The organism is Paenibacillus sp. FSL R7-0204 (assembly GCF_038002225.1).
Taxonomy (GTDB): Bacteria; Bacillota; Bacilli; order Paenibacillales; family Paenibacillaceae; genus Paenibacillus_AQ.
The window spans coordinates 3,821,981-3,844,812 of record NZ_JBBOCA010000001.1 but is presented as its reverse complement, the minus strand read 5'-3'; the positions used below and the strand labels follow the sequence as shown (position 1 = coordinate 3,844,812).

9 protein-coding genes are annotated in these 22,832 nt (G+C 55.6%); all 9 read left to right on the top strand.

The window, feature by feature from the left end:
* The first annotated feature begins 4 nt into the window (after positions 1-4).
* From MKX42_RS17065 to MKX42_RS17025, 9 genes are read left to right on the top strand one after another with little or no spacing between them, the layout of a single operon-like run.
* Complete coding sequence (locus tag MKX42_RS17065; RefSeq protein WP_340753528.1) at positions 5-4,459, top strand: type I polyketide synthase; 4,455 nt, start codon at positions 5-7, stop codon at positions 4,457-4,459.
* 26 nt (positions 4,460-4,485) lie between these two features.
* Positions 4,486-5,337 carry a 3-hydroxyacyl-CoA dehydrogenase family protein gene (locus MKX42_RS17060; RefSeq protein WP_340753527.1) on the top strand — a complete coding sequence of 284 codons (852 nt, stop codon included), beginning with the start codon at positions 4,486-4,488 and terminating at the stop codon, positions 5,335-5,337.
* 19 nt (positions 5,338-5,356) lie between these two features.
* Positions 5,357-5,614 (top strand): acyl carrier protein, encoded by a 258-nt coding sequence (locus tag MKX42_RS17055; protein WP_340753526.1) that lies wholly within the window; start codon positions 5,357-5,359, stop codon positions 5,612-5,614.
* Positions 5,614-6,741 (top strand): acyl-CoA dehydrogenase family protein, encoded by a 1,128-nt coding sequence (locus MKX42_RS17050; protein WP_340753525.1) that lies wholly within the window; start codon positions 5,614-5,616, stop codon positions 6,739-6,741. Before MKX42_RS17055 ends, MKX42_RS17050 begins: the two co-directional genes overlap by 1 nt.
* Positions 6,742-6,778: 37 nt before the next feature.
* The gene (locus tag MKX42_RS17045; protein WP_340753524.1) at positions 6,779-8,101 is read left to right on the top strand and encodes an ACP S-malonyltransferase; all 1,323 of its coding nucleotides are present in this window, start codon (positions 6,779-6,781) and stop codon (positions 8,099-8,101) included.
* Positions 8,098-9,732, top strand: coding sequence for a non-ribosomal peptide synthetase (locus MKX42_RS17040; protein WP_340753523.1), 1,635 nt, complete (start codon positions 8,098-8,100; stop codon positions 9,730-9,732). Before MKX42_RS17045 ends, MKX42_RS17040 begins: the two co-directional genes overlap by 4 nt.
* Before the next feature lie 12 nt (positions 9,733-9,744).
* Entirely contained in the window at positions 9,745-13,083 is a 3,339-nt protein-coding gene (locus MKX42_RS17035; RefSeq protein ID WP_340753522.1) for a non-ribosomal peptide synthetase, read from the top strand.
* Positions 13,084-13,088: 5 nt separating this feature from the next.
* A complete protein-coding gene (locus MKX42_RS17030) occupies positions 13,089-16,238 on the top strand; it encodes a type I polyketide synthase (protein ID WP_340753521.1) in 3,150 nt (1,049 codons plus the stop codon).
* Positions 16,238-22,813, top strand: a complete 6,576-nt coding sequence (locus MKX42_RS17025; RefSeq protein ID WP_340753520.1) for an amino acid adenylation domain-containing protein — start codon at positions 16,238-16,240, stop codon at positions 22,811-22,813. Before MKX42_RS17030 ends, MKX42_RS17025 begins: the two co-directional genes overlap by 1 nt.
* The last annotated feature ends 19 nt before the right edge of the window (positions 22,814-22,832 follow it).

The window sequence follows — 22,832 nt, the reverse complement described above, 5'->3', positions numbered from 1 at the left end:
TGTAATGAGTGAAGAGACGACAGAGACCGGACTTGAGATTGCCATCATTGGCATGAGCGGTAAATTTCCGGGGGCGGAGACTATCGAGGCGTATTGGAAGCTGCTGATCCACGGCGTATCCTCAGTAACCCAATTCAGCTACGAAGAGCTCCGGGAACAAGGGATTTCTCCAGAACGTTTAAACCATCCCGATTATGTCAGAGCGAAGCCTTGCCTGGATAACGTATACGATTTTGATGCTTCTTTATTCGGATATGCCTCCTGGGAAGCCGAGAACATGGACCCCCAGATTCGTCTGTTCCACGAAATTGTCTATCATGCACTAGAGAATTCGGGCTATCACCCCGACCGGTATGAAGGACAAATCGGCATGTATGCCGGGGCTCCGCTCGACCTGAAATGGACGAGTGACCATCTGTCCCGCCATGGAGACGGTGAAGATGTGCTGGAGTCGGGTATCGTGTCGAGCAAGGATTTCTTAAGCCAACTAATCTCCTACAAGCTCAATCTGACGGGACCCAGCTACACTCTGTATACTGCGTGTTCAACCTCGCTTGCAGCAGTTCATCTGGCTTGCCAGGGTCTCCTGCTGGGAGACTGCAACCTGGCCGTTGCCGGAGGGGTAACGCTGGAGCAGCCGGGCAAGTCGGGTTATCTCTACCAGGAGGGTACTATTTATTCCAAAAGTGGCGTTTGCCGCCCCTTCGACAGCCGTGCCGATGGGACCATCTTCGGGGAAGGCGCGGGGGCAGTGGTGCTCAAGCGCCTCTCGGAAGCTATAGAGGACGGCGACCATATCTATGCTGTGATTAAAGGCTCGTCGAGCAATAATGACGGACGGCGAAAGGTAGGCTTTGCTGCCCCCAGCCTGGAGGGCCAGAAGGAGGTTATCCGCTCGGCCTGGAGCCTCGCGGATATTGAACCGGATACCATCGGTTACATTGAAACCCACGGTACCGGCACCAACGTCGGTGATCCGATTGAATTTACCGCCTTACAGCAAGTGTTCGGTCAGGAGAGCCCGCACCGCCCGCACCGTCCCATCGGCTCGGTCAAGGGCAACATAGGACATCTGCACGCCGCTGCCGGGATTGCCGGCTTGATCAAGACTGCTCTGTCGCTGGAACGGGGGATGATTCCGCCGACAGCCAATTATGACGAACCCAACCCGCTGCTGGAGATGGAGAAATCGGCATTCTACCTCAGCCGGGAACCCTTGGCGTGGCCTAGAGGGAAGCAACCGCGCCGTGCAGGCATCAGTTCATTCGGTGTTGGCGGCACCAACGTCCATATGGTTCTTGAGGAGCCGCCCCTCCGGGCAATCAGTGAGCCGGCGGAGCTTCCGGCAGTTCTGCTGCTCTCGGCCAGAAGCCCTGCTGCCCTGGAGCGGATGCAAGGCGAATTGGCAGAACATTTGGAGAATCTCTCAAGCAGTGTACCGCTGGCCGATGTTGCGTTCACGCTGCAAATGGGACGGGGGCAATTCAAATACCGGCTCGCCTGTACTGCAGCGCAGACAGAAGAGGCTGTCCGCCTGCTAAGAGATTCGGAAGATGTTGGACGAATTCGAGCTTCTCAGGAGCATATCAACCGTCCGGTGGTATTCATGTTCACGGGCCAAGGATCGCAGGTCATTGGGATGGGCGCGGAGCTGTACCAGCGCCATCTGTCCTACCGTCAGGAAGTAGACCGGCTGTCGGAGCTGCTGCGTCCGAAGCTTGGCCTGGATATCCGCCGCTATATCGGTGTGACGGAGGCCGAAGCTCTGAGTCTTGCTGCCGCTTCTTCCGAATCGGAGCTAGACCAGACCTGGCTCGCTCAGCCCGCATTGTTCGTCTTGGAGTATGCGCTTGCCAGTGCCTGGATGAAGCTTGGCGTCCGCCCTTCCCAGATGGTGGGACACAGCATCGGAGAATATGTTGCGGCAACACTCGCCGGGGTCTTCACCCTTGAGGATGCGCTCGATATTGTTGTGGCTCGCGGGAGACTGATGCAGTCTGCTCCAGGTGGAATGATGTTAGCCGCGGCTATTCCTGCATCTGAAGCAGGGCGGTATGTCAGTGCAGACGTATCGCTCGCAGCTATTAACCAGCCGGGGTTATGCGTATTCTCAGGCAACGAAGAAGAGCTGCAGCTGCGGCAGGAGGAGTGGAGCCAAGCGGGGATCTTCACGGCTAGGCTAAACACCTCTCACGCATTCCACTCTTCACGGATGGATACCATTCTGGAGCCGTTCCGCGAAGTACTCCGCTCCAAACACCTGAATACACCTGAGCTGCCGTTCTATTCCTGTCTGACCGGCGAACCTGTCACCAGCGCGATGGCAGTGAATCCCGAGTATTGGACTGCGCAGCTTCGCGGGACAGTGAACTTCTCGGCGATGGTCAGCGGCTGTCTGGCTAAGTATGACAATATTTTCCTTGAAATAGGCCCAGGCCAGACGTTATGCCGGCTGGTGAAAGCCCAGAGCGGAGGTGACCGGCTGGTGCTGTCCAGCCTGGGGGCTGCGCCAGCAGCCAGTGAAGCAGCCGTTTTCGTGCAGACCTTGTCCCAGCTCTGGCTGGCCGGGGTACCTGTCCAGTGGGACCAGCTTTATCCGCCGCAGTCCCGCCGGCGGCTGCCACTGCCTATGTACAGCTTCGACCGGCAGACCTATCTGCCTCGGCCAGCGCTTGCAGAGCCGATCCAGACTGTAACGGCGGGGCCGGACATCTCCTTGCTCTATCTGCCTGCATGGAAGCAGGAGCCGCTCTCGGACGCACCAAGCAATACAAGCCCGCATCCGCTAACCTGGCTCATTCTGCGTGGAGGAGGCCGGGCAGTCGAGCGATGCCAAGAACGGCTTGTTGAACAAGGAAACCGTTGTATCGGAGTGCTGGCTGCAGCGCAGTATCAACGACTTGCACCAGACCGGTACGAGCTGAATCCGGTCCACGCCGGGGATTACCAGCGGCTCGCCGATGATCTGCGAAGGGACGGCATTATCATTGACCGCATTCTCCATACCTGGATGCTGGAAGAGCAGACGCCGCGAGGAATTCCGTCCGCTGTAGAGATGTCAGCAGCTGCCGAGCGAGGATACCTCTCGCTCATTCATCTAGTCCCTGCCCTGGATAAAGAACTCTGCGGGTCGCAAGTTCAGTTAACGGTTGCAGCTAGCCGGATCTTCACGATCTTTGGAACAGGAGAAGGTGAGGCTGAACGGCGGGCCATCCTTGGACCGCTACTGACCTTGCACCAGGAGCAGAACGGCTGGCAGGGCCGGCTGATTGACTTCCAGCCTGGGGAGTCCGAGAGACGTCTGACAGACAAGCTTTGGCTGGAGCTTTTATCGCCTCCCGGTACTTCAATAGTAGCGGCTTACCGGGGCGGGGCGCGGCTGGTGCAGGCTTTTGAACCCTATACGGCTTCAATTCCTAAGGGTGAGCCTGCTAACTTCTCCGAAGTGGAGGCAGCAGCACCCGGAGAGGTCTATCTCGTGGTCTCTTCCGCTGGAGGTGCGGAGTTGATCCGCAGCTTCCTGGCAGCTCGGCCTGGTGCAGAGGTCATAGCAACCGAAGGTCTCGGATCAGATCAGCTTCGTCAGGCCATTGCGGCAGCGGAGGGAATCTGCGGCCGCATTGACGGGGTGGTATACGAACCGGAGCTGCAAGCCTTGGAATGGCGGACACTTGCGGCATTATCTGCGGTGAAGAATCCCGAGGTTCCAGCACCCCGCATCTTCCAGGAACTGAACAAGCTGCTGGAGAGCTGCAGTGCTGAGATCGGTTTTGGTTGGATATTATCTTCCTTATCCTCCGTAGTTGGCGGAATCGGCCTCACCGAACTGGCAGCGGCAGCAGGTGTACTTGATGCAGCTGCGGAAGATGCGGGCACCGGGGTTATCCCCTGGCTGTCGCTAAGCCGGGATTTCACCCGCAGCGAGACAGTCCAGGGTCCGGGCATTACCCGGGAAGAGGAATATGTCTTATATGAGCAGCTATGGCCGATCCGGGGACAGATCAGCCGGGCGGTCATTTCTGCACAGCCTCCCCTATCCCGGTTGGGGATCGCCGCAGAGGAACAGCCGCTTCCGGCGGATACCCATTCCTCCACCCATCCTTATGATGCTGCGGGCAGTCGTGAGCGTCCGGCTGATCTGGGGCCCTATAAACCTCCAGTGACAGAGCAGGAGTCTATCATCTGTGAGATTATCGCCGAACTGCTTGGCGTACATCCAGTGGGTGTGGATGATCATTTTTACGATTTGGGTGGACATTCACTGCTGCTGACACGACTCCTCTCAAGAATCAAGGATGTGTTTCGCGCCGAGCTGCCGCTTCGTACCGTAATGGAGGACCCAACGGTAGAGGGGATGATCCGCAGCTTGGTGAGCGAGTGGGGGGATGCCGGAACCGTAGCTGATATTGCAGATGCCTACCGGGAGTATCAACGACTGACCTATGGAGGTGTGCAGTGAGCAGAATTCAGGATGGAGGAAGAACGATGGAACAGAGGATTGGCGTTGTGGGCTCAGGTGTGATGGGAAGCGGTGTAGCCCAGGTCTTCGCTCAAGGGGGGTACGACACGGTAGTTGTCGATGTATCCGAAGGGCAGATGCACAGAACCCGGGAGAAGATCCGGGAGAGCCTTCGTTTTCAGAAAATGATGACGGGTATAGCCCCGCTAGAACGTGCCGAAGCCGTGCTGGACCGCATCCACTTCACCCGGGAGATCGAGGCGCTAGGTGCGTGTTCGTTCGTGGTGGAGAATGTAACCGAGAGCTGGGAGATCAAGCAGGCGGTATACGAACAGCTTAACAGAGTTTGCGCAAAGGATTGCATTCTGGGGGTTAACACATCGGCGATTTCAATCACCCGGGTTGCTGCACTAGTGGAACGCCCCGAGCGGGTTGTCGGAATTCATTTCATGAATCCGGTGCCGCTCAAACCTATGGTTGAGGTCATCAAAGGATATCATACCACCCCGGAGACACTACAAATCACGCAGGAAATGCTGGGCACCCTCGGCAAGCAAAGTGTAGTTGTTGAGGATTCAGTCGGGTTCGTGACGAACCGGGCGATGATGATTTTTGTCAATGAAGCTGTCTTTATGGTACAGGAGCAGGTGGCTTCACCAGAGGACATTGATATTTTGTTCAAACAGTGTTTCGGGCACAAGATGGGTCCCTTACAGACAGCCGACCTCATTGGTCTGGATACCATTCTCAAGTCACTTGATGTGCTGTACGAAGGCTATAACGACAGTAAATACCGCCCTTGTCCCTTGCTCAAAAAAATGGTAGACGCCGGGCTTCACGGTATGAAATCCGGTCAGGGTTTCTATTCTTACAATTAATTTCAGGAGGCTGATCTCAATGAATCATGAAGAAATCAAAGCACAGGTGACCACATTTCTTACCCGCTCACTGCGAACCAAGGAGCTTAAGGAGGACGATAACATCCTGGAGCTGGGCCTTGTGCATTCCCTGTTCATGATCCAGTTGATTATGTTCATCGAGAAGACCTTTCATCTGGAGCTGGAAGAAGAGGATTTGGATATGGACAATATCAAGACGGTCCGCGATCTGGTAGTTCTGATTGAACGCCATCAAACTACGGGAGCTGAAATCTAATGAATACGCCACTAAAAGCAACTGCCGTCCCTACCGCCCTGGCCATCCGCCAGTTTGTGGACACGCACATCCTGCCGCAGGCCGCCCAGATGGATCAGGAGCAGGAGATTCCGCGCGCATTGTTCACTGAGATGGCAGCCGAAGGACTTACAGGCCTTGCGATTCCAGAAAAATATGGGGGAACTGCCGTCGACTATGCCACACTTGGAGCCATTCATGAGGAGCTGGGCCGCGGGTATGCATCGGTACAGAATGCCTGTACTGTGTTCGGCATGGTCTGCAAACCGCTGGCGCGGTTTGGGTCGGAAGCCCAGAAGCACAAATGGCTGCCCGCCATCGCGGGTGGTGAGGTCATCCCGGCGATTGCAATCACCGAACCGATGGTAGGCAGCGATATTGCCAAGCTGGAGACGGAGGCGGTGCAGGAAGATGGACAAATCATCCTGAATGGCCGCAAGAAGTACATCACGCTTGGACAAATCGCTGATGTGTTCCTGGTGTTCGCCCGATTGAACGGTCGCGGAGTCGCTGTACTGGTGGAACGGGGGACTGCCGGTTTGCAGATTAATCCCATGCGGGGACTGATGGGACTGAGGGCCAACATGATCGCCGAGCTGACCTTTGAGCATTGCAGTGTGCCTGTGGAGAATTTAGTTGGCAAAATCGGCTTCGGCTTCACCCATGTGGCGAACTATGCGCTGGACGAAGGCCGTTATACCACCGCCTGCGGCAGCGTCGGGTTGGCACAAGCCTGCCTGGAGCAAAGCATCCATTATGCCAGTGAGCGGGTCCAGTTCGGTGAACCCCTGCGCAAGCATCAGCTTGTGCAGAAGATGCTTAGCGAAATGATTACCGGGTCCAAAGCCGCCCGCGAGTTGTGTGCCGCCGCTGGGAGACTGCGGGAGCAAGGTGATCCTGCAGCCATCACAGAGACCCTGGTTGCCAAATATCATGCCTCCAAAGCGGCTGTCCATGCAGCAGATCATGCCCTGCAAATACACGGTGCTTCAGGCTGCATGAGCGGCTGTCCGGTAGAACGGTTCTACCGGGATGCCAAGATTATGGAGATTATTGAGGGAACTTCACAGATGCATGAGCTGCAAATTGCACGCAACTTCCGTTTGTGACACTGTGCCGCATCTTTGGCAGAAGGGTGAGGATCGGATGAATCATCAAGCAGACCTGGCTTTATTATTCCCTGGATCAGGGTCTCAATATAAAGGAATGATGAGGAGTCTCTATGAATCCTCGCGCATGGTGCAGGACACCTTGCATGAGGCAGATGACATTCTCGGTTTTGAATTATCCCGGCTGATGTTCGAGGGCAGCACGGTCAAGCTGAACCGGATCGGGCATATGCTCCCGGCCATCTGTGCGGCGAGTGTTGCCCATTACCGCCTATACCGGGAGCAAGGCGGGCCGCTTCCAGCCTATATGGCGGGACACAGCCTGGGCGAATATTCCGCACTTATCTGCAGCGGTGTCTTGTCCTTCAGGGACGGGCTGACGCTGGTCCGCTTCCGTGCCCGGCTGGCAGAAGCCGTTATGGAGGCCACGGGCGGCGCCATGAGCATTATGAAATCGGTTAATCCTGCACAAGTCGCATTGCTCTGCCTGAGCCTGCAAGCCGAGGGACGGCAGGTCAGCATTGCCTGTCAGAACTCCCGCAGCCAGGTAGCCGTTTCCGGTCAAGATGCTGCTCTGGTCGAGCTGGAGCAGCGGGTAACAGAATCGTCAGCTGAGGCACAGATCAGCCATTTGATCGGAAGCGCCCCTTATCATTGTGCTCTAATGCAGCCGAGCGCGGCGGAAATGACGGAGGAGCTGCTCAAGTATAACTGGAGCCTTCCGGCAGGTCAGCTTCTGTCCAATGTAACCGGCCGGCCCTATACATCAATTCAGGAGATGCAGGGGCTGCTGGCACAGCAGCTATATAAACCGGTACTATGGCAGAACTCCATCCTGTATCTGCTGGAGAACGGGGTCCAGACTTTCATTGAAATGGGTCCGCAGAACATCCTCAAAACACTGATGCCCGAAATTTCTGCTCAGACCCGTGTATATGCCCATGATGAGAAGATCGACCGGATGAACATCCGAGATCACTTCGCCGCTGCTTCCACCACTCCTGTGACAAGCCCCAAGGCTCAGGCAAGCCCGACCGCCGCAGATCTGCGGCTTAAAGCAATAAGCATGTGTCTGACACATGCCATGACCACCCGCAATAACAATCAGGCTGATGTTCCGGTTATGCCGTTCTTGGAGTTGTATACGCAAGTCAAGCAGATGAAGCATGAGCTTGATCAAGGGAATCTAACACTTGAAGAAGAGCATGTTGCCTTGGCATTATCCATGCTGCAGGCTGTGTTTGAAGATAAGCGTACCCCGGACAATGAACGGGAGCTTCGATGGCTGCAGATCAAGGAGAAGACCGGTGTAGAGCGGCAAGCAGAGAGTACTGCCAATACAAGGAGGGGACCAGAGTGAGTCTGCCTACTGTTGAGAACGAATTGCTGCTGCATACACTTCGTGGCTTCAACGATACCGCTGCGCCTTATTCACGGGACACCACCGTTATCCAGCAGTTTGAAGCACGTGTGGCAGAGCAGCCGCTCGCACCTGCTGTATACGTGAAGGAGGCCATCCATACTTATGAGGAATTGAACCGTGCGGCGAACCGGCTGGCTCATGCGCTGCGGTCCGGCGGTGCCGGAAAAGGGTCGATGGTCGCCTTAATGCTTGAGCGTTCCTTTGACATGCTGGTTGCCATATTCGGAGTACTCAAAGCTGGAGCTGCTTATCTGCCGCTGGATCTGGAGAGTCCGCCTATAAGGCTTGAGACCATGCTGTCTGACAGCGCCCCGGGCTGGGTTATTACGGAGGGCGGCGTTTCCCGTCCGTCTGTGCTGCCTATAACAGCAGAATGGGTCCCGCTGGATAGTCTGGCGAACCGTGATCTGCCGGAGACGAATCTGCCGGACGGACCTGAGCCAGGTGACCTTGCTTATGTAATCTATACTTCCGGTTCCACCGGTAACCCCAAGGGTGTGCTTATAGAACATGATGCCTTGACCAATCGGATCGAATGGATGCAAAAAACCTTCCCCATTAGCCGCGAGGATATCCTGTTCCAAAAAACAGTATATACCTTTGATGTCTCGGTCTGGGAACTGGTCTGGTGGTCAACCACAGGCGCTGCGGTCTGTCTTCTGCAGCCGCGCAAGGAAAATGATCCGCGTGTGTTCGTGAGACTAATCGAGAAAACAGGGATTAGCGTCATCCATTTTGTTCCCTCCGTCTTGCGTTTATTCCTTGAATATATCGGCAGCGGTTTTGCTCTGGAACGCTTGCGCAGCCTGCGGTATGTCTTTTGCAGCGGGGAAGCGTTGACCGTCCCGCTGGTAAGGCAGTTCTATCATAGCTTCCCGCCCGGACAAGGCGTGAAGCTGATCAATCTCTATGGTCCTACAGAAGCGGCGATTGATGTCACCTATCATGTCTGCGAGCGGGAGACTCAGGACCAGCCCGTTCCCATCGGACGCCCGATTGACAATATCCGCTTGTATGTTCTGAGGGAGGATTCGACGCTTGCATCCATTGGAGAGACGGGACAGCTGTATATCTCAGGAGCAGGGCTGGCACGCGGATATCTGAACCAGCCTCAGCTAACGCTGGAGAGATTCGTGCCCAATCCCTTTGAACCCGGACAGCGCATGTACCGTACAGGCGATCTCGCCTCCTGGACTAAGGAAGGGGAGGTCATGTACGCCGGACGGGAGGATGATCAGATCAAGCTGCGTGGACTCCGTATTGAGCTGAGTGAAGTGGAGAGCTGTCTGCTTCGTGCAGACCATGTACAAGCCGCCGTTGCCGGAGTACGAATAGGTGATGACGGGGCCCAATTCCTAACCGCCTTTGTGGTTGCGCCTGCGGGCACGGACCCCCTGCCGGAGCAGGACAAGCTGCGGGCGCTGCGCGCCGAGCTTGCCAGATATTTGCCTGCGTATGCGATTCCGACAGAGATCCTCTGGGTGGATGAGATTCCACTGAAACCAAACGGTAAGGCAGACCGGAGCCTTCTACTTGCCAGTCACGGAGGTAAGGCCGCACGAAGCTAAGGGGGCGGAATAATGATGATGAACAATGAGCTGTATGACCGATTATTGCGCAACAAAGGCATTTCAGTTCCGGGCGACAGGCACACCGCGATTCCCCGTTCAGGAGAATCTGATTCCTTCGGTTTGTCCCCCGCGCAGCGCGGGATCTGGTTCCTCCAGCAGTTACACCCGGGCAGCGCAGCCTTCAATAACAGTGCAGTGCTGAAAATCGAAGGGAGCCTCGATTTAGACTGCATGCGGGCAGCACTGCGCTCCCTGCTGGTGCGCCACGAACTGCTGAACGTAAATTACAGACAACATCAGGGCGAACCGTACGCCTGCCCACGTGCAGGAACTTTAGCATTTGAAGTCGTGGGTGTGGAGGACGGTGGCACAGCCTTTTCTTCCGAAGAGCTGCATGCCGAAATCACACACATTGCAGGCAGTCCAATAGACCTGGAGCATGATCCGTTAATTTCCTTTACACTGCTGCAGAGGGGAGAACAGGAGCATATCTGGATCATCCGCATGCATCATATTATTGCGGATGGCTGGTCCAAGGGAATCCTCCTTCGTGATTTCACACAGCTGTATGAAGCAGAGCTACACCGGAGAGCTTCTGACCTGCAGCCGCTTGCGATCCAGTACCGGGACTATGTTAGGTGGCTTGAGTGCGGGAGCGAAGAGACGGCGTATGCACGGGATCTTACCTTTTGGTTGGATAAGCTGGAAGGCGCGCCTCCTATGCTGGACATACCTGCCGATTTCAAACGGCCAAGCACCATGTCGGGTTTGGGAGGGATGGAGCCGTTTCGGATAGAGACTGAAGTATTCGAGCGCATTAGCAGCTTTTGCCGGAAGGAACGCTTATCAGTGTTTCACTTCCTGCTGACCGTCTTCAAGACGCTGCTCTTCCGGTACTGTGCAGAAGAAGATTTGCTTGTCGGTACGCCTGTAGCCGGAAGGACAAGAACCGAGCTGGAGCCGCTTATCGGGATGTTCGTGAATACTGTGGTAATCCGTACGCAGCCGGGGGACGGCCTGTCTTTTATAGACTATGCAAGGAGTGTTCAGCAAGAGGCTTTGCTGGCTTTTGACCATCAGGACCTGCCGTTCGATCTGCTTGTCGAGAGACTGAATCCGGACCGCGAGCGAAGCGTGCAACCTGTCTTTCAGACCATGTTCCAGCTCGATAATCTGGAGCTGCCTGTCATGGAGGCGCAAGGCCTCCGCTTGTCTGCTGTCCCGCTGGACATCGGAATTGCCCAGAATGATCTGTCCGTATCCTGCTGGGAGGAGGACGGAGGACTACGGGGGACATTTGAATTCAGCTCCGATCTCTTCACAAGAGCAACAGTGAGACGAATGATCGGGCATTTTATCCGGCTGACGATGGCCGCTCTGAACGATCCGCAGGAGACGCTTGGACGTCTCAATCTGTTGGAGGCCTCAGAAGAGAAAATGATTATACGGACATGGAACGAAACGGAGCAGCCCCTACCGGAACATGGATTTGTAAGCTGGATTGAGCGCAGAGCTGGCCTAACTCCAGAGAAATGCGCGGTGCTTGAGGGAGAACATGCACTTAGTTACCGTACCCTGAATCAGTGGGCGAACCATCTTGCGGCACAACTTAGGGACAAACATTTCTATGCGGAGATGCCGGTGATTGTCTGCCTGCCTTCCTCGGGACGATGTGTGGCCGCTGCACTTGCCATATCCAAAGCAGGAGGAGCCGTGGTACCCGTTGATCCTGCTATGCCCAAGGAACGTATACGGCAGATGGTAGAGGAGCTTGGCGACGTGTATGCACTGAGTGATGCCGTTCATTCCGTGCTGCTGCCGCTCCCGCCAGAGCGGGTAATCTTACTGGAGGAACAGCTCCCAGTGTTCGATGAACAGGACGAGCGGGGAACGGACAATGGATTAGCGCCGCAAGCGCTTGCATTTATCATCTTCACTTCCGGTTCGACAGGAGTTCCTAAAGGAGTCCTTCTGGAGCGGCGAAGCATCGATAACCTGGTCTACTCCTTTCTATTATCGTACCAGGTGACAGACGCGGATCATCTGCTGCCTATTACATCGGTTGCTTCAGCCAGCTTCATCGGAGAGACGCTGCCGATTCTGGCTGCCGGAGGGACTCTCGTCCTGCCGGATACCGAAACAGTGCTACACCCGGACAAGCTAAGAGCCTACATGGAGCAACATCACATCACGATCCTCAGCACAGTACCCTCTATGATTCGGCGCTTGAACAGCAACGGCGGAATCTCTTCCCAGCTTCGCCTCATTCTTAGCGGTGGAGAGACCTTACAACCCACTCATGTGGACAAGTTGCGCGAAATAGCTATTGCCAACGGATATGGACTATCAGAATCCGGCGTGTGCAGTACGTATAAGTTAATGAAGCCTGTCCAAGCTGGGGAGCAAGCCTTGTCCGCCTCACTGGGCCGGCCGGTAGCCAATCAGCAAGTCTATGTGCTGGACGCTCATCTACGGCCGGTTCCGATTGGGGTCAAGGGACAAATCTGCATTTCTGGACATGGCTTGGCCCGTGGATATTTGAATCGAAGTGACTTGAGCGAGGCGGCATTTGTACCCCATCCGTTCCGCCAAGGCGAGCGTCTGCTTCTGACAGGAGATACCGGATATTGGCTTCCCGGCGGTGAGCTTGCCTTTATCGGACGCAGCGACCGGCAGGTCCAGATCCGCGGGTACCGGATTGAACTAAGTGAAGTAGAGCGGCATTTGTGCACATACCCGGAAGTCGAAGAGGCAGCCGTGTATCCCCAGTCCGATTTTGAAGGGAACCTGCGGCTGATCGCATACTATACAGTCCGTAGCCAAGCGAGCATTATCGGCCAGCAATTGGCGCATTGGCTGGAGTCGCGGATACCTTCGTACATGAAGCCAGCAGCTTATATTCAACTTGAGCGTATTCCATACAATGCCAACGGCAAGCTGGAAATTTCTGCCCTTCCGCAGCCTGGCGAGAGCCTTCCCCGTAACGGGGCCGCCTATGAACAGCCCCAGACCGCCACAGAGATAACCATTGCAAAGCTCTGGGGGGAGATTCTACAGCTCCCGCACTTTGGCGTGGAAGACAACTTTTTTGATCTCGGCGGACATTCGCTGCTGCTCGCCAAAGTGCATGACCGGCTCAGCCGGGAATTTCCCGTTCCGCTAACGCTGGTGGATTTGTTCAAATACCCTACGGTCCGTTCACTTGCCGGATATCTCAGTGAAGGCTCGCGCAATACTCTGGGGACTGACATTTACGAGACGGCCGCGAAGCAAAAAAACGCATTTCTCCGTTACCGGAAAACAGCTTCTTCCGTAGCGGTTCGCAGCACCATAGAGAAGGAGGAATAGATGCTATGAGTCATCCTGAGTATCCTTATAACGGAAATGAAATTGCGGTTATCGGCATGGCAGGAAGATTCCCGCAGTCCGAGAACCTGGAAGCCTTCTGGCAGAATCTGACGGGGGGAAAAGAATGTATTTCCCATTACTCCAGCCGGGAGTTGGAGGAGGCAGGCGTTGATCCCGAAATTCTCAGTCAACCGAATTATGTCCGGGCCAAAGGGGAGATCGGCCAGCTTGATGCGTTTGATGCCGCTTTTTTCGGGATCAATCCCAAGGATGCGGAGCTTATGGACCCCCAGCATCGGATGATGCTCGAATGTGCTTGGGAAGCGCTGGAGCATGCTGGCTACCAATCTGCGGAGTGTGGAAGCTCCATGGGCGTTTTTGTAGGAAAAAGCATGAGCTCATATCTGTTCCTGAACCTCTATCCTCATATTCAAAAAATGCTGGCCACCGGTAATTTGCAGGCTGCCATCGGCAATGACAAAGACAGTATGGCTACAACGATCTCCTATCGCCTGAACCTCAAAGGCCCGTCGATAGCAGTGCAGTCCTCATCGTCCACCTCTCTGGTCTCCGTCTGCATGGCAGCACAGAGTCTGTTGACCTATCAATGTGACACGGCACTGGCTGGAGGCATCACGGTTGGCCCGCCAGAACGTGCAGGCTACCTGTTTGAGCCTGGAGGAATTATGTCAGCGGACGGGCACTGCCGCGCTTTTGACGAGAATAGCAGCGGATTTGTTCCTGGCAACGGTTACGGTCTTGTCGTACTGAAACGGCTGGATGAAGCGATTCGCGACAAGGATCATATCTGGTCTGTCATCAAGGGATTTGCTGTCAACAATGACGGAGCGGATAAAATCAGCTATACCGCACCAAGCGTAGGCGCCCAATCCGAAGTCATCGCTTCGGCTCAGGCGCTGGCAGAGGTTCACCCGGAGACGATCGGTTACATTGAAGCGCATGGAACCGGCACTCGGATGGGCGATCCCATTGAAATAGAGGCGTTGACCCAAGCGTTCCGCCTTGGCACGAATCAGCGTAGGTATTGCCCGATCGGTTCGGTCAAGACGAACATAGGGCATCTCGATTCTGCCGCCGGCATTGCCGGATTCATCAAAGCGACGCTGATGCTGCACCACAAGCAAATTCCGCCAACGCTCAATTATGAGCGCCCTAACCCGGCGATTGACTTTGACGGCAGTCCTTTTTACGTAAACACAGGGCTTATAGATTGGAAGGAGCAAGCCTACCCGCGCCGCGCCGGAGTGAACTCGCTCGGTATGGGCGGCACCAATGCCCACGTGGTTCTTGAAGAGGGTCCGTGTATGGAGAGTGCACCGGCCGCGCCGAGGTGGCATATTCTCCCAGTGTCAGCGAAATCCGAGACCTCCCGTGCCGGTAATCTGTCCCGGCTGCAGCACTATTTGCGCGAAGAGACACAGACGAAACTAGCGGATGTGGCATATACACTATCGGTTGGACGGCAGCCGTTCGGGATCAGGGCGGCTGTGGTCTGCTCCACGCAGGAAGAAGCTGTCCTGGCATTGGAAGCATCGGACCCGCAAGGGCTATACCAGGGAGAAAGTCCTTCCAGGAGCCGTCCTCTGGTGTTTATGTTCACGGGGCAAGGCTCGCAATATAGCGGGATGGCTGCAGACCTATACGCTGCTGAGCCGGTATTTCGCGAGTATTACGACCGCTGCGCAGTGCAGATTCATAGCCTGACGGGAATGGATATTAAGCCATTGATGCAATCCCTGAAGAATTATCCGCAAGCCCTGGATGTGAACGAGACCGCGCTTACCCAGCCGCTGTTATTTGCTGTTGAGTACGCTATGGCCCAGCTTCTGATCAGCAGGGGACTTCGTCCACAGGCCATGATCGGTCATAGTCTGGGAGAGTACGCCGCAGCAGCAATCGCAGGTGTGTTCCAGCTCGAAGATGCCGTTATGCTGGTCTGCCGCAGGGCAGAATGGATGTCCCGGACCGAAAGCGGAGCAATGCTGGCGGTTGGGCTCAGCCGTGAAGCAGTACACGGATATTTGCAAGAGAGAATCACGCTGGCAGCGGTCAACAGCCCCGGTCTATGCGTGTTGTCGGGAGAAGAGGCCGCCATTGCCAAGCTGGAACAGCGGCTGACAGATGAAGGCGTTTTTAATAAAAAACTAGCTACCTCTCATGCCTTCCATTCGCCGCTGATGCAGCCGATGACCGCAGCTTACCATGAGCTGTTGCTGCAGGTGGAGCTAAAGGAACCTTCTGTTCCAATCATGTCCTGTCTTACCGGTAACTGGCTGAAGGCTGAGGAGGCGATTGACCCCGGGTACTGGACCCGGCATATCCTCGAGCCGGTTGTCTTTATGGATGGACTTGGGGTCCTGCTGAGCGAAGGAAACCGGTTGTTTGTCGAATTAGGACCCGGCTCCACATTATGTAGTCTTGGGCGGCAGAATCCGGCAGCGGAAGATGACAGTCTATGGGTGCCCGCCTTGCGTTCTGTCCAGAGACAGGAAGAGGATACGCACGTGCTGGCCCAGGCTATAGCCAAGCTATGGGTATGCGGTGCAGATGTGGATTGGGGGCTTTATTTCGGAAATGAGACGCGCCGGCGGGTTCCGCTGCCAACGTATGCATTCTCCCGGCAGAGCTACTGGGTGTATCCCGAAGCTGCACCGTCCGCTTCAAATGCCACAGTTATGGATGCGTCACAAGCATCCGGGACAGCCTTGCCGTTCACTCCCATTCCCGCGCAACATCAAACCGGCTTACACCATGCCCGCCCCAAGGTATCCGCAGCATACCGTGCAGCGGAGGGGAGCATCGAACAGCAGCTCGTGGAGATTTTGGAGCGCGAGCTACATATTCATCCGGTGGGTGCAGATGATAACTTTTTCGAGCTGGGAGGTCATTCGCTGCTGGCCACCCAGGTACTGGACCGGATTCGGCAAGCATTGGGCACACAACTGTCCATCGAGAGCATATTCCTTCATCCAACCGTTAGCGGAATGGCCGGATTACTGGCGAATACGTCCGTGGAGACACGCAAGGAGCAATCCATTGCAGGTTTGTTCCAGGAATTAGCTGCCATGAGCAACGGCGAAATCGCCAGCAGCCTTGCAGAGGACAAACTCAAACCGAGCGGAGGGAAGGGGTAATGGCTGAACAAGTAACCTTCTCCTCATTGTCACCTGAGCACAAAGAATGGTTCCGGCGGCAAATGCGGGAACGGGGTATTCCCGTACTGCAGATTCCTTTGGACAAACAAACACGCGAAGGCAATGGATTACCGTTGTCCTACAGCCAGGAGCGTTTATGGCTGATGGAACAGCTCGGCGGCACCGCCTCCAGTTATCATCTGCATCAGGCCATCCGAATTACCGGTGCGGTGAAGAAGGATCATTTGGAAGCCAGCCTGCGCTTGCTGGCGGCTGCGCACGAGAGCTTCCGGACCTCATTCACCGCTGCAGAAGGGAAACCGCAGCAGCACATCGCCGCCGACAGCGCCATTCCGCTGCTGCAGGTCAAGGTTACAGGGGCAACGGAAGCGGAGCGGCTGCGCCAGGTCGAACAAGCGGCCCAGCCGCTGCTTACGCAGCCGTTTGATCTCGGCAGGCCGCCCTTGCTGCGCGCCGGATTATACGAGCTGGCAGAAGACGACCACATGCTGGTGTTCGTCATTCATCATATTGTTGCCGATGGCTGGTCGCTTAGATTGCTTACAGAAGAATGGGTGCAGCTCTATAACGTATTATGCAAGGGCATGAGCCCACCGGATAATCACCGTGCATACGACTATGCCGATTATGCCTGCTGGCAGAGAGAATGGATGCAGGCAGAGATGCTGACAGAAGGTCTGCATTACTGGAAAGAGCAGCTGGAGGGCGCAGATCCTTTCTATACAATTCCTTCATCCTGCCCGCGCCCGCGCTTGCTGACCTCGGGCGGAGACAGCTGCATGCTGCGGATCGAAGCGGAGGAGCTTGAAGCGCTCAGAGTTCTCGCAAGGTCGGCAGGCGCCTCGCTCTTCATGACTGTGCTGGCTGCCTTTAACGTGCTGCTGTACCGATATACCGGCAGGGGTGACGTTGTGGTCGGCACTCCGACAGCGGGAAGATGCCGTGAAGAAACCGAAGAGATGCTGGGCTGCTTCGTGAACAATGTGGTGTTACGAACGGATATCCGCGAAGCAGGCAGCTTCACAGAGGTTCTGCAACTGACCATGCAGACCGTGCTTGGAGCCCTGAAAGCTCAGGACATCCCGTTCGAGCATGTACTGGATGCATTGAATCCGCCCCGGGACATGGCTTATTCGCCTTTATTCCAGCTCTTTTTTATCTTCCAGCAAGGCGGCAAGTCATTAGATCAACTGGACGGTGCTGTCTGCACGCCGCAGAAGTGGACTCAGCCGTCTGCCAAATTTGATATCACACTGGAAGTTATCGAGCATCTCCACCATTTGGATGTCATGCTGGAATACAACACTGATCTCTATGACAAAAGAATAGCCGAAGGACTGCTCGCCAACTATGTCTGGATGCTTGGTCATTTGCCGGCGACAGCGCAGCAGACGCTCCCGCAGCTTCCCTTGATTTCCCCGTTTGAAGCTGCGGAACTGCATAAGGCAGGCACTGGCCCGGGGGTTGTTTACCCGGAGCAAGCGACACTGTATTCACTGGTAGAGCAGCAAGCCGCTGCTAGTCCATCAGCCATTGCTATTGTATGTGGCCCGCGTTCCTATACTTATGCCGAATTGTATGGGGCGGCAGAGCGGTTAGCAGCCTATTTACAGTGCTCTGTCGGCGCAGGGCCGGGCCGCCGTATTGGGATCTGTGCCCGTTCTTCATTCGAGCTGGCGGCTGGCATCCTGGGCATTCTGATCAGCGGCAGCGCTTATGTTCCGCTTGACCCGGACTTCCCGGAGCAGCGGCTGCAGTACATTGCGGGCCACGCCGGGCTGGACTGCATTCTGGTAGATCATCCTGCGGAAGCCGGGCGGTTCGGCAACCATCGTTGCTGCGACATCAGCCCAGGCAGCCTATGTTGGCAGACTAATCATGCTCCAGCTGACTCCTGGGCATCTGAACAACCACAGCACGCTTATATGATTTATACCTCCGGGAGTACAGGCCTGCCCAAAGGGGTAGCCGTGACTCACCGCAATGCGGTCCATTTCCTATATGCCATGCAGGACCTGCTGCAGCTGAATGCCGGGGATTCGCTGTTGTCTGTCACGACATGCTCATTTGATATTTTCTTGCTTGAGCTGTTCTTGCCATTATCCGCAGGCTCAACGGTGATCTTTCCACAGCAGGGAAGCAGCAGCAATCCGGCACAGCTTATGGAGAATATGAATCGTTATAAGCCGACCATTATGCAGGCAACACCGGTATTGTGGAGGCTGCTGCTGGCGGAGGGCTGGCAGGGTTCACCGCATATGACCGTACTCTGCGGCGGTGAGGAACTAAAGACGGAGATGGCTGCACAATTGTTGCAACGGGGTAAGGCGGTATGGAATCTGTATGGTCCCACCGAAACGGCGGTATGGTCTCTGGCCCACAAGCTTATGCCGGACGAGCTTTTGCACAAAGTCCCGATTGGCAGACCGATCGGACGTACAACCTGCTGGATCATGGATGAAGCACTGGCTCTTGTGCCGTACGGAGCCGAAGGTACCCTGTACATCGGAGGTGACGGCGTAACGGCCGGTTATCACCGTCAGCCTGAGCTGACCGCGCAGAAGTTCATCACGAACCCGCTGGATAAGGCGGGAGGGCGGCTATTTAACACAGGGGACCGGGTCCGGCTGCTGCCTGGAGGAGCAATGGTCTATCTCGGCCGTAATGACCAGCAGCTCAAGCTGCGCGGCTTCCGCATCGAGCCTTCTGAGATTGAACAGCAGTTGAACCTTCAGCCAGAGATTGCGGCAAGCGCCGTAGTCGCTTGCGACGACGGACAGGGAGAACCCCTGCTGGCAGCGTATTGGGTGCCGTCCGCTTCAGCCGCTGGCAACGAAGCCATTGCTGACGAAGCAGACTGGAAGGAGATTCTGCGTAAGGTGCTTCCCAGTTATATGATCCCGGCACGTTTTGTTAAGCTCGCTGAGCTGCCTTTAACACCGAACCGCAAGGTAGACCGGCAATTCCTTTCACGGCTGGCACTGGATAAGGCGGTGTTAACCCGCAGCTACACAGCGCCGCGAAGCACAACTGAGATCCGGCTCGCCGAGATATGGGGTGAGGTGCTGAACCGGACCAGCGTCGGAATACACGATCATTTTTTTGATTTGGGTGGTAATTCACTGTTGGCTGTCAAGCTGCTGGCTGAAATCCGCTCCAGGATGCAGGTGGAGCTGACGCTCCGGGAGCTGCTTATCGCCTCCACCATTGCCAACATGGCATCAGAACTGGATGACGTTGCGGCGGCACCTTTGTCAGAGACGGGAAGCTCATCCAGAGTGGGCTTACCCGAATTTATAGTATCGCCGGAAGAAGCTTTTGAGCCTTTTCCTTTGACCGAGGTACAGATGGCTTACTGGAGCGGAAGACGGACAGACAGCGCCGCTACTCATGTCTATCAGGAGATGGAGTTTGCTGGGCTTGATATTGAACATTTCGAACAATGCTTCCAGACACTTATTAAGCGGCATCCTATGCTGCGGGCAAGGGTTATGCCGGATGGCATGCAGCAGATTCTGGAAGAGGTTCCGCCTTATCCGGTGAGAATGGCAGACGTAAGCGGCTGCTCCGAATCGGAGCGCGTCTCACGGCTGGACGACATTCGTCAAGTGATGTCGCAGACGATTCATACCGGCAGTTGGCCCATGTTCACCATTGAAGCCACCCGGCTGCCCGAAGGACTGACCCGGCTGCATATCAGCTTTGACCTTATGATCGCGGATGCACTGAGTTTTCGGATTATCCTGGATGAACTGGCTGCACTGTATGCCGGAACAGCCCCATTGCCGCCCCTGGAAGCAACTTTCCGTGATTATGTGCTGGCCTTGCTGTCGGTAACCTCCGCAGACCGTTATAGAATGGCGCAGAGCTATTGGCAAGAGCGGCTCCCCCGCCTCCCGGCCGGTCCGCAGTTGCCTGTTGCGGCTTCTCAAGGCCTCAAGCGGCAGGCATTCAAGCGCTGGAAGGCAGTTCTGCCGGCCAGTCTCTGGTCGAGGCTGTCAGCGGCGGCACGCAGACGGGGGTTAACTTCCTCTGCCTTGCTGCTCGCCTGTTATGCGGAAGTACTTGCGCTGTATGCCAAGCAGCCGCATTTCTTGTTAAATCTAACGCTGTTTAACCGTCTTCCGCTGCATCCGCAACTGGAGCATCTGGTTGGCGATTTCACCACCATCAGTCTGCTGGAGGTCGATTATCGTGACTCTCTTCCTTTTGGCACCAGGGCTGAACAGCTCCAGGAGCGTCTGTGGACCGATCTCGATCACCGCCTTTACAGTGGCATCCGTGTGACAGAACAGCTTATGGCCCACAGCATTCTGAGCGAGCCGGTGCCGGTGGTGTTCACAAGCCTGCTGGACTTGTCTGACAAGGAGCAGACGACTGCCGGATTCGATCAGATCTTCCAGCGGAGAAATGAATCGGATACAGAAGCACGCAGTCTGTCGGAGACACCTCAGGTATGGCTGGATCACCAGGTAGCTGAGCGGGACGGCGAGCTTCACTACAATTGGGACGCGGCCCTGAGCAAGTTCCCGCCGGGAGTGCTGGATGAGATGTTTGACATCTATGGCAGCTTGCTGCGCCGTTTGGCAGAAGAAGAAGAGGCCTGGGAGCTGCCCCTGCCGCTGGCCGATTCGGGTTCAGCCGGATTCGCACACCGCCTTAGCCTAGCAGATATTGATACACGACACCAACACATACAGGAGACGCAGGACATTGCCCTGCATCATGGTTTTCAGCGAATGGCCCGCACTCAGCCCAATGCTCCTGCCCTGATAGCGGGCGGATCTACTTTCTCTTACGGAGAGTTGAACCGCCAAGCCAATGCTGTAGCGCATCAGTTGGCGGCGTATGGCATACAGCCGGAGACATTGGTTGCCGTAGTGATGGAAAAAGGCTGGGAGCAGGTGGTCGCGGTACTAGGGATCTTAAAGGCAGGAGCTGCCTACCTGCCGGTAGATGCAGGTCTGCCTGCCTACCGTATTGGAGAGCTGCTGGAGCTAGGACAGGTTCAAGTGGTACTGGTCCAGTCCTCTGTCCCTGCATGTGATTGGGCAACTGCCTCAATTCACACAATAGAGGTCAACGGAATTACTGGTAACGAAGATATACCGGAATATGAAGGCGATGCAGACGGAATAGGCGAGCAACTAGCCTACGTTATATTCACTTCCGGCAGTACAGGAACGCCTAAAGGGGTGATGATCAGCCATAGAGCCGCAGTTAATACATTGTCTGACATTAACCGCAGCTATGGGCTGAACCCGCAGGATGTCGTGCTGGGCCTTTCTTCGCTAAGCTTCGACTTGTCCGTATTCGACATCTTCGGCTGCCTGGCTGCAGGAGGGACACTGGTGCTACCGGACCCGCAACGGCTGCGCGATCCGGCACACTGGCTGGAGCAGGTGCAGAAGCACCGGGTTACGGTCTGGAACAGCGTTCCCGCCTTCATGAATATGCTATTGATGTATGCCGCATCTGAAATACGGCTGGATTCTCTCAGACTATGCCTGCTGAGCGGAGACTGGATTCCTGCTTCGCTTCCTGGAGCTATTCACCGCCTGAGTGCTCAGGCTGAGGTCATTGCGCTTGGCGGGGCAACCGAAGCTGCGATTTGGTCAATTCAGTTCCCGGTTCACACTGTCGACCCGGCTTGGACCAACATTCCCTATGGTCTATCCATGTCCGGCCAGCGTGTATATGTGCTGAATGCACGGATGGAAGAATGTCCAATATCAGTGCCGGGAGAGTTATATATTGGAGGTCTGGGCGTTGCCAGCGGCTATTGGCGCGATGAGCTCCGCTCTGCAGAACGCTTTATCCTGTCGCCTATTACCGGAGAACGCCTCTACCGGACGGGGGATTGGGGCCGCTATGGCTCAGACGGGGTTATTGAATTCCTTGGACGAGACGACCTTCAGGTCAAAATAAGCGGCTACCGTATTGAACTAAGCGAAATCGAAAGTACCCTGAAGACCTGTCCCGGCGTTCAAGAGGCTGCTGTGCTTGCTGAAGGCGGGGAGGACGCAAGACGTCTGCGCGCTTATGTAATACTTGATTCGGACAGGCAGTCCTTGCCGGACTTGGCAACACTGCGTTCTCATCTGCGCTCCCGGCTTCCGGGCTACATGGTTCCTTACAGCATCAGTATTCTCGAGCAATTCCCTTTGACTCCCAACGGTAAAACGGACCGCAAAGCATTGCTGGCCATTCTGCCTGAGACGATTGAACTTGCAGCGGTACCGGCCCAATCCTCATTGGAAGAAGGAATCATCTCTATATGGAAGGAGCTCCTGAACCGTCCGCATATCAGCAGGGAGGAGCATTTTTTCGACCTTGGCGGCAATTCGCTCAAGCTGGTTCAGATGCAATTGAAGCTGCAGGATATGCTTAACCGCGAGATTCCTATCATCGAGCTGTTCAGGCATAGCTCCGTCGCAGCGATGGTTGAATTTTTTGGAAGTGCTTCGGGGGACAAGTCTCCGGCAGGGATGGAGCAAAAAGCGTTGGACCGCGCAGACAGACGGTTTCAGGCCCGGCAGACACGCCGCAGATGATTATGAACATAAGGGAGGA

Bases quoted from the DNA above. Each gene is read 5' to 3' on its own strand.
- MKX42_RS17065 (WP_340753528.1), top strand. From the start codon at position 5: ATGAGTGAAGAGACGACAGAGACCGGACTTGAGATTGCCATCATTGGC.
- MKX42_RS17025 (WP_340753520.1), top strand. From the start codon at position 16,238: ATGGCTGAACAAGTAACCTTCTCCTCATTGTCACCTGAGCACAAAGAA.
- MKX42_RS17050 (WP_340753525.1), top strand. From the start codon at position 5,614: ATGAATACGCCACTAAAAGCAACTGCCGTCCCTACCGCCCTGGCCATC.
- MKX42_RS17035 (WP_340753522.1), top strand. From the start codon at position 9,745: ATGATGATGAACAATGAGCTGTATGACCGATTATTGCGCAACAAAGGC.
- MKX42_RS17045 (WP_340753524.1), top strand. From the start codon at position 6,779: ATGAATCATCAAGCAGACCTGGCTTTATTATTCCCTGGATCAGGGTCT.
- MKX42_RS17060 (WP_340753527.1), top strand. From the start codon at position 4,486: ATGGAACAGAGGATTGGCGTTGTGGGCTCAGGTGTGATGGGAAGCGGT.
- MKX42_RS17030 (WP_340753521.1), top strand. From the start codon at position 13,089: ATGAGTCATCCTGAGTATCCTTATAACGGAAATGAAATTGCGGTTATC.
- MKX42_RS17055 (WP_340753526.1), top strand. From the start codon at position 5,357: ATGAATCATGAAGAAATCAAAGCACAGGTGACCACATTTCTTACCCGC.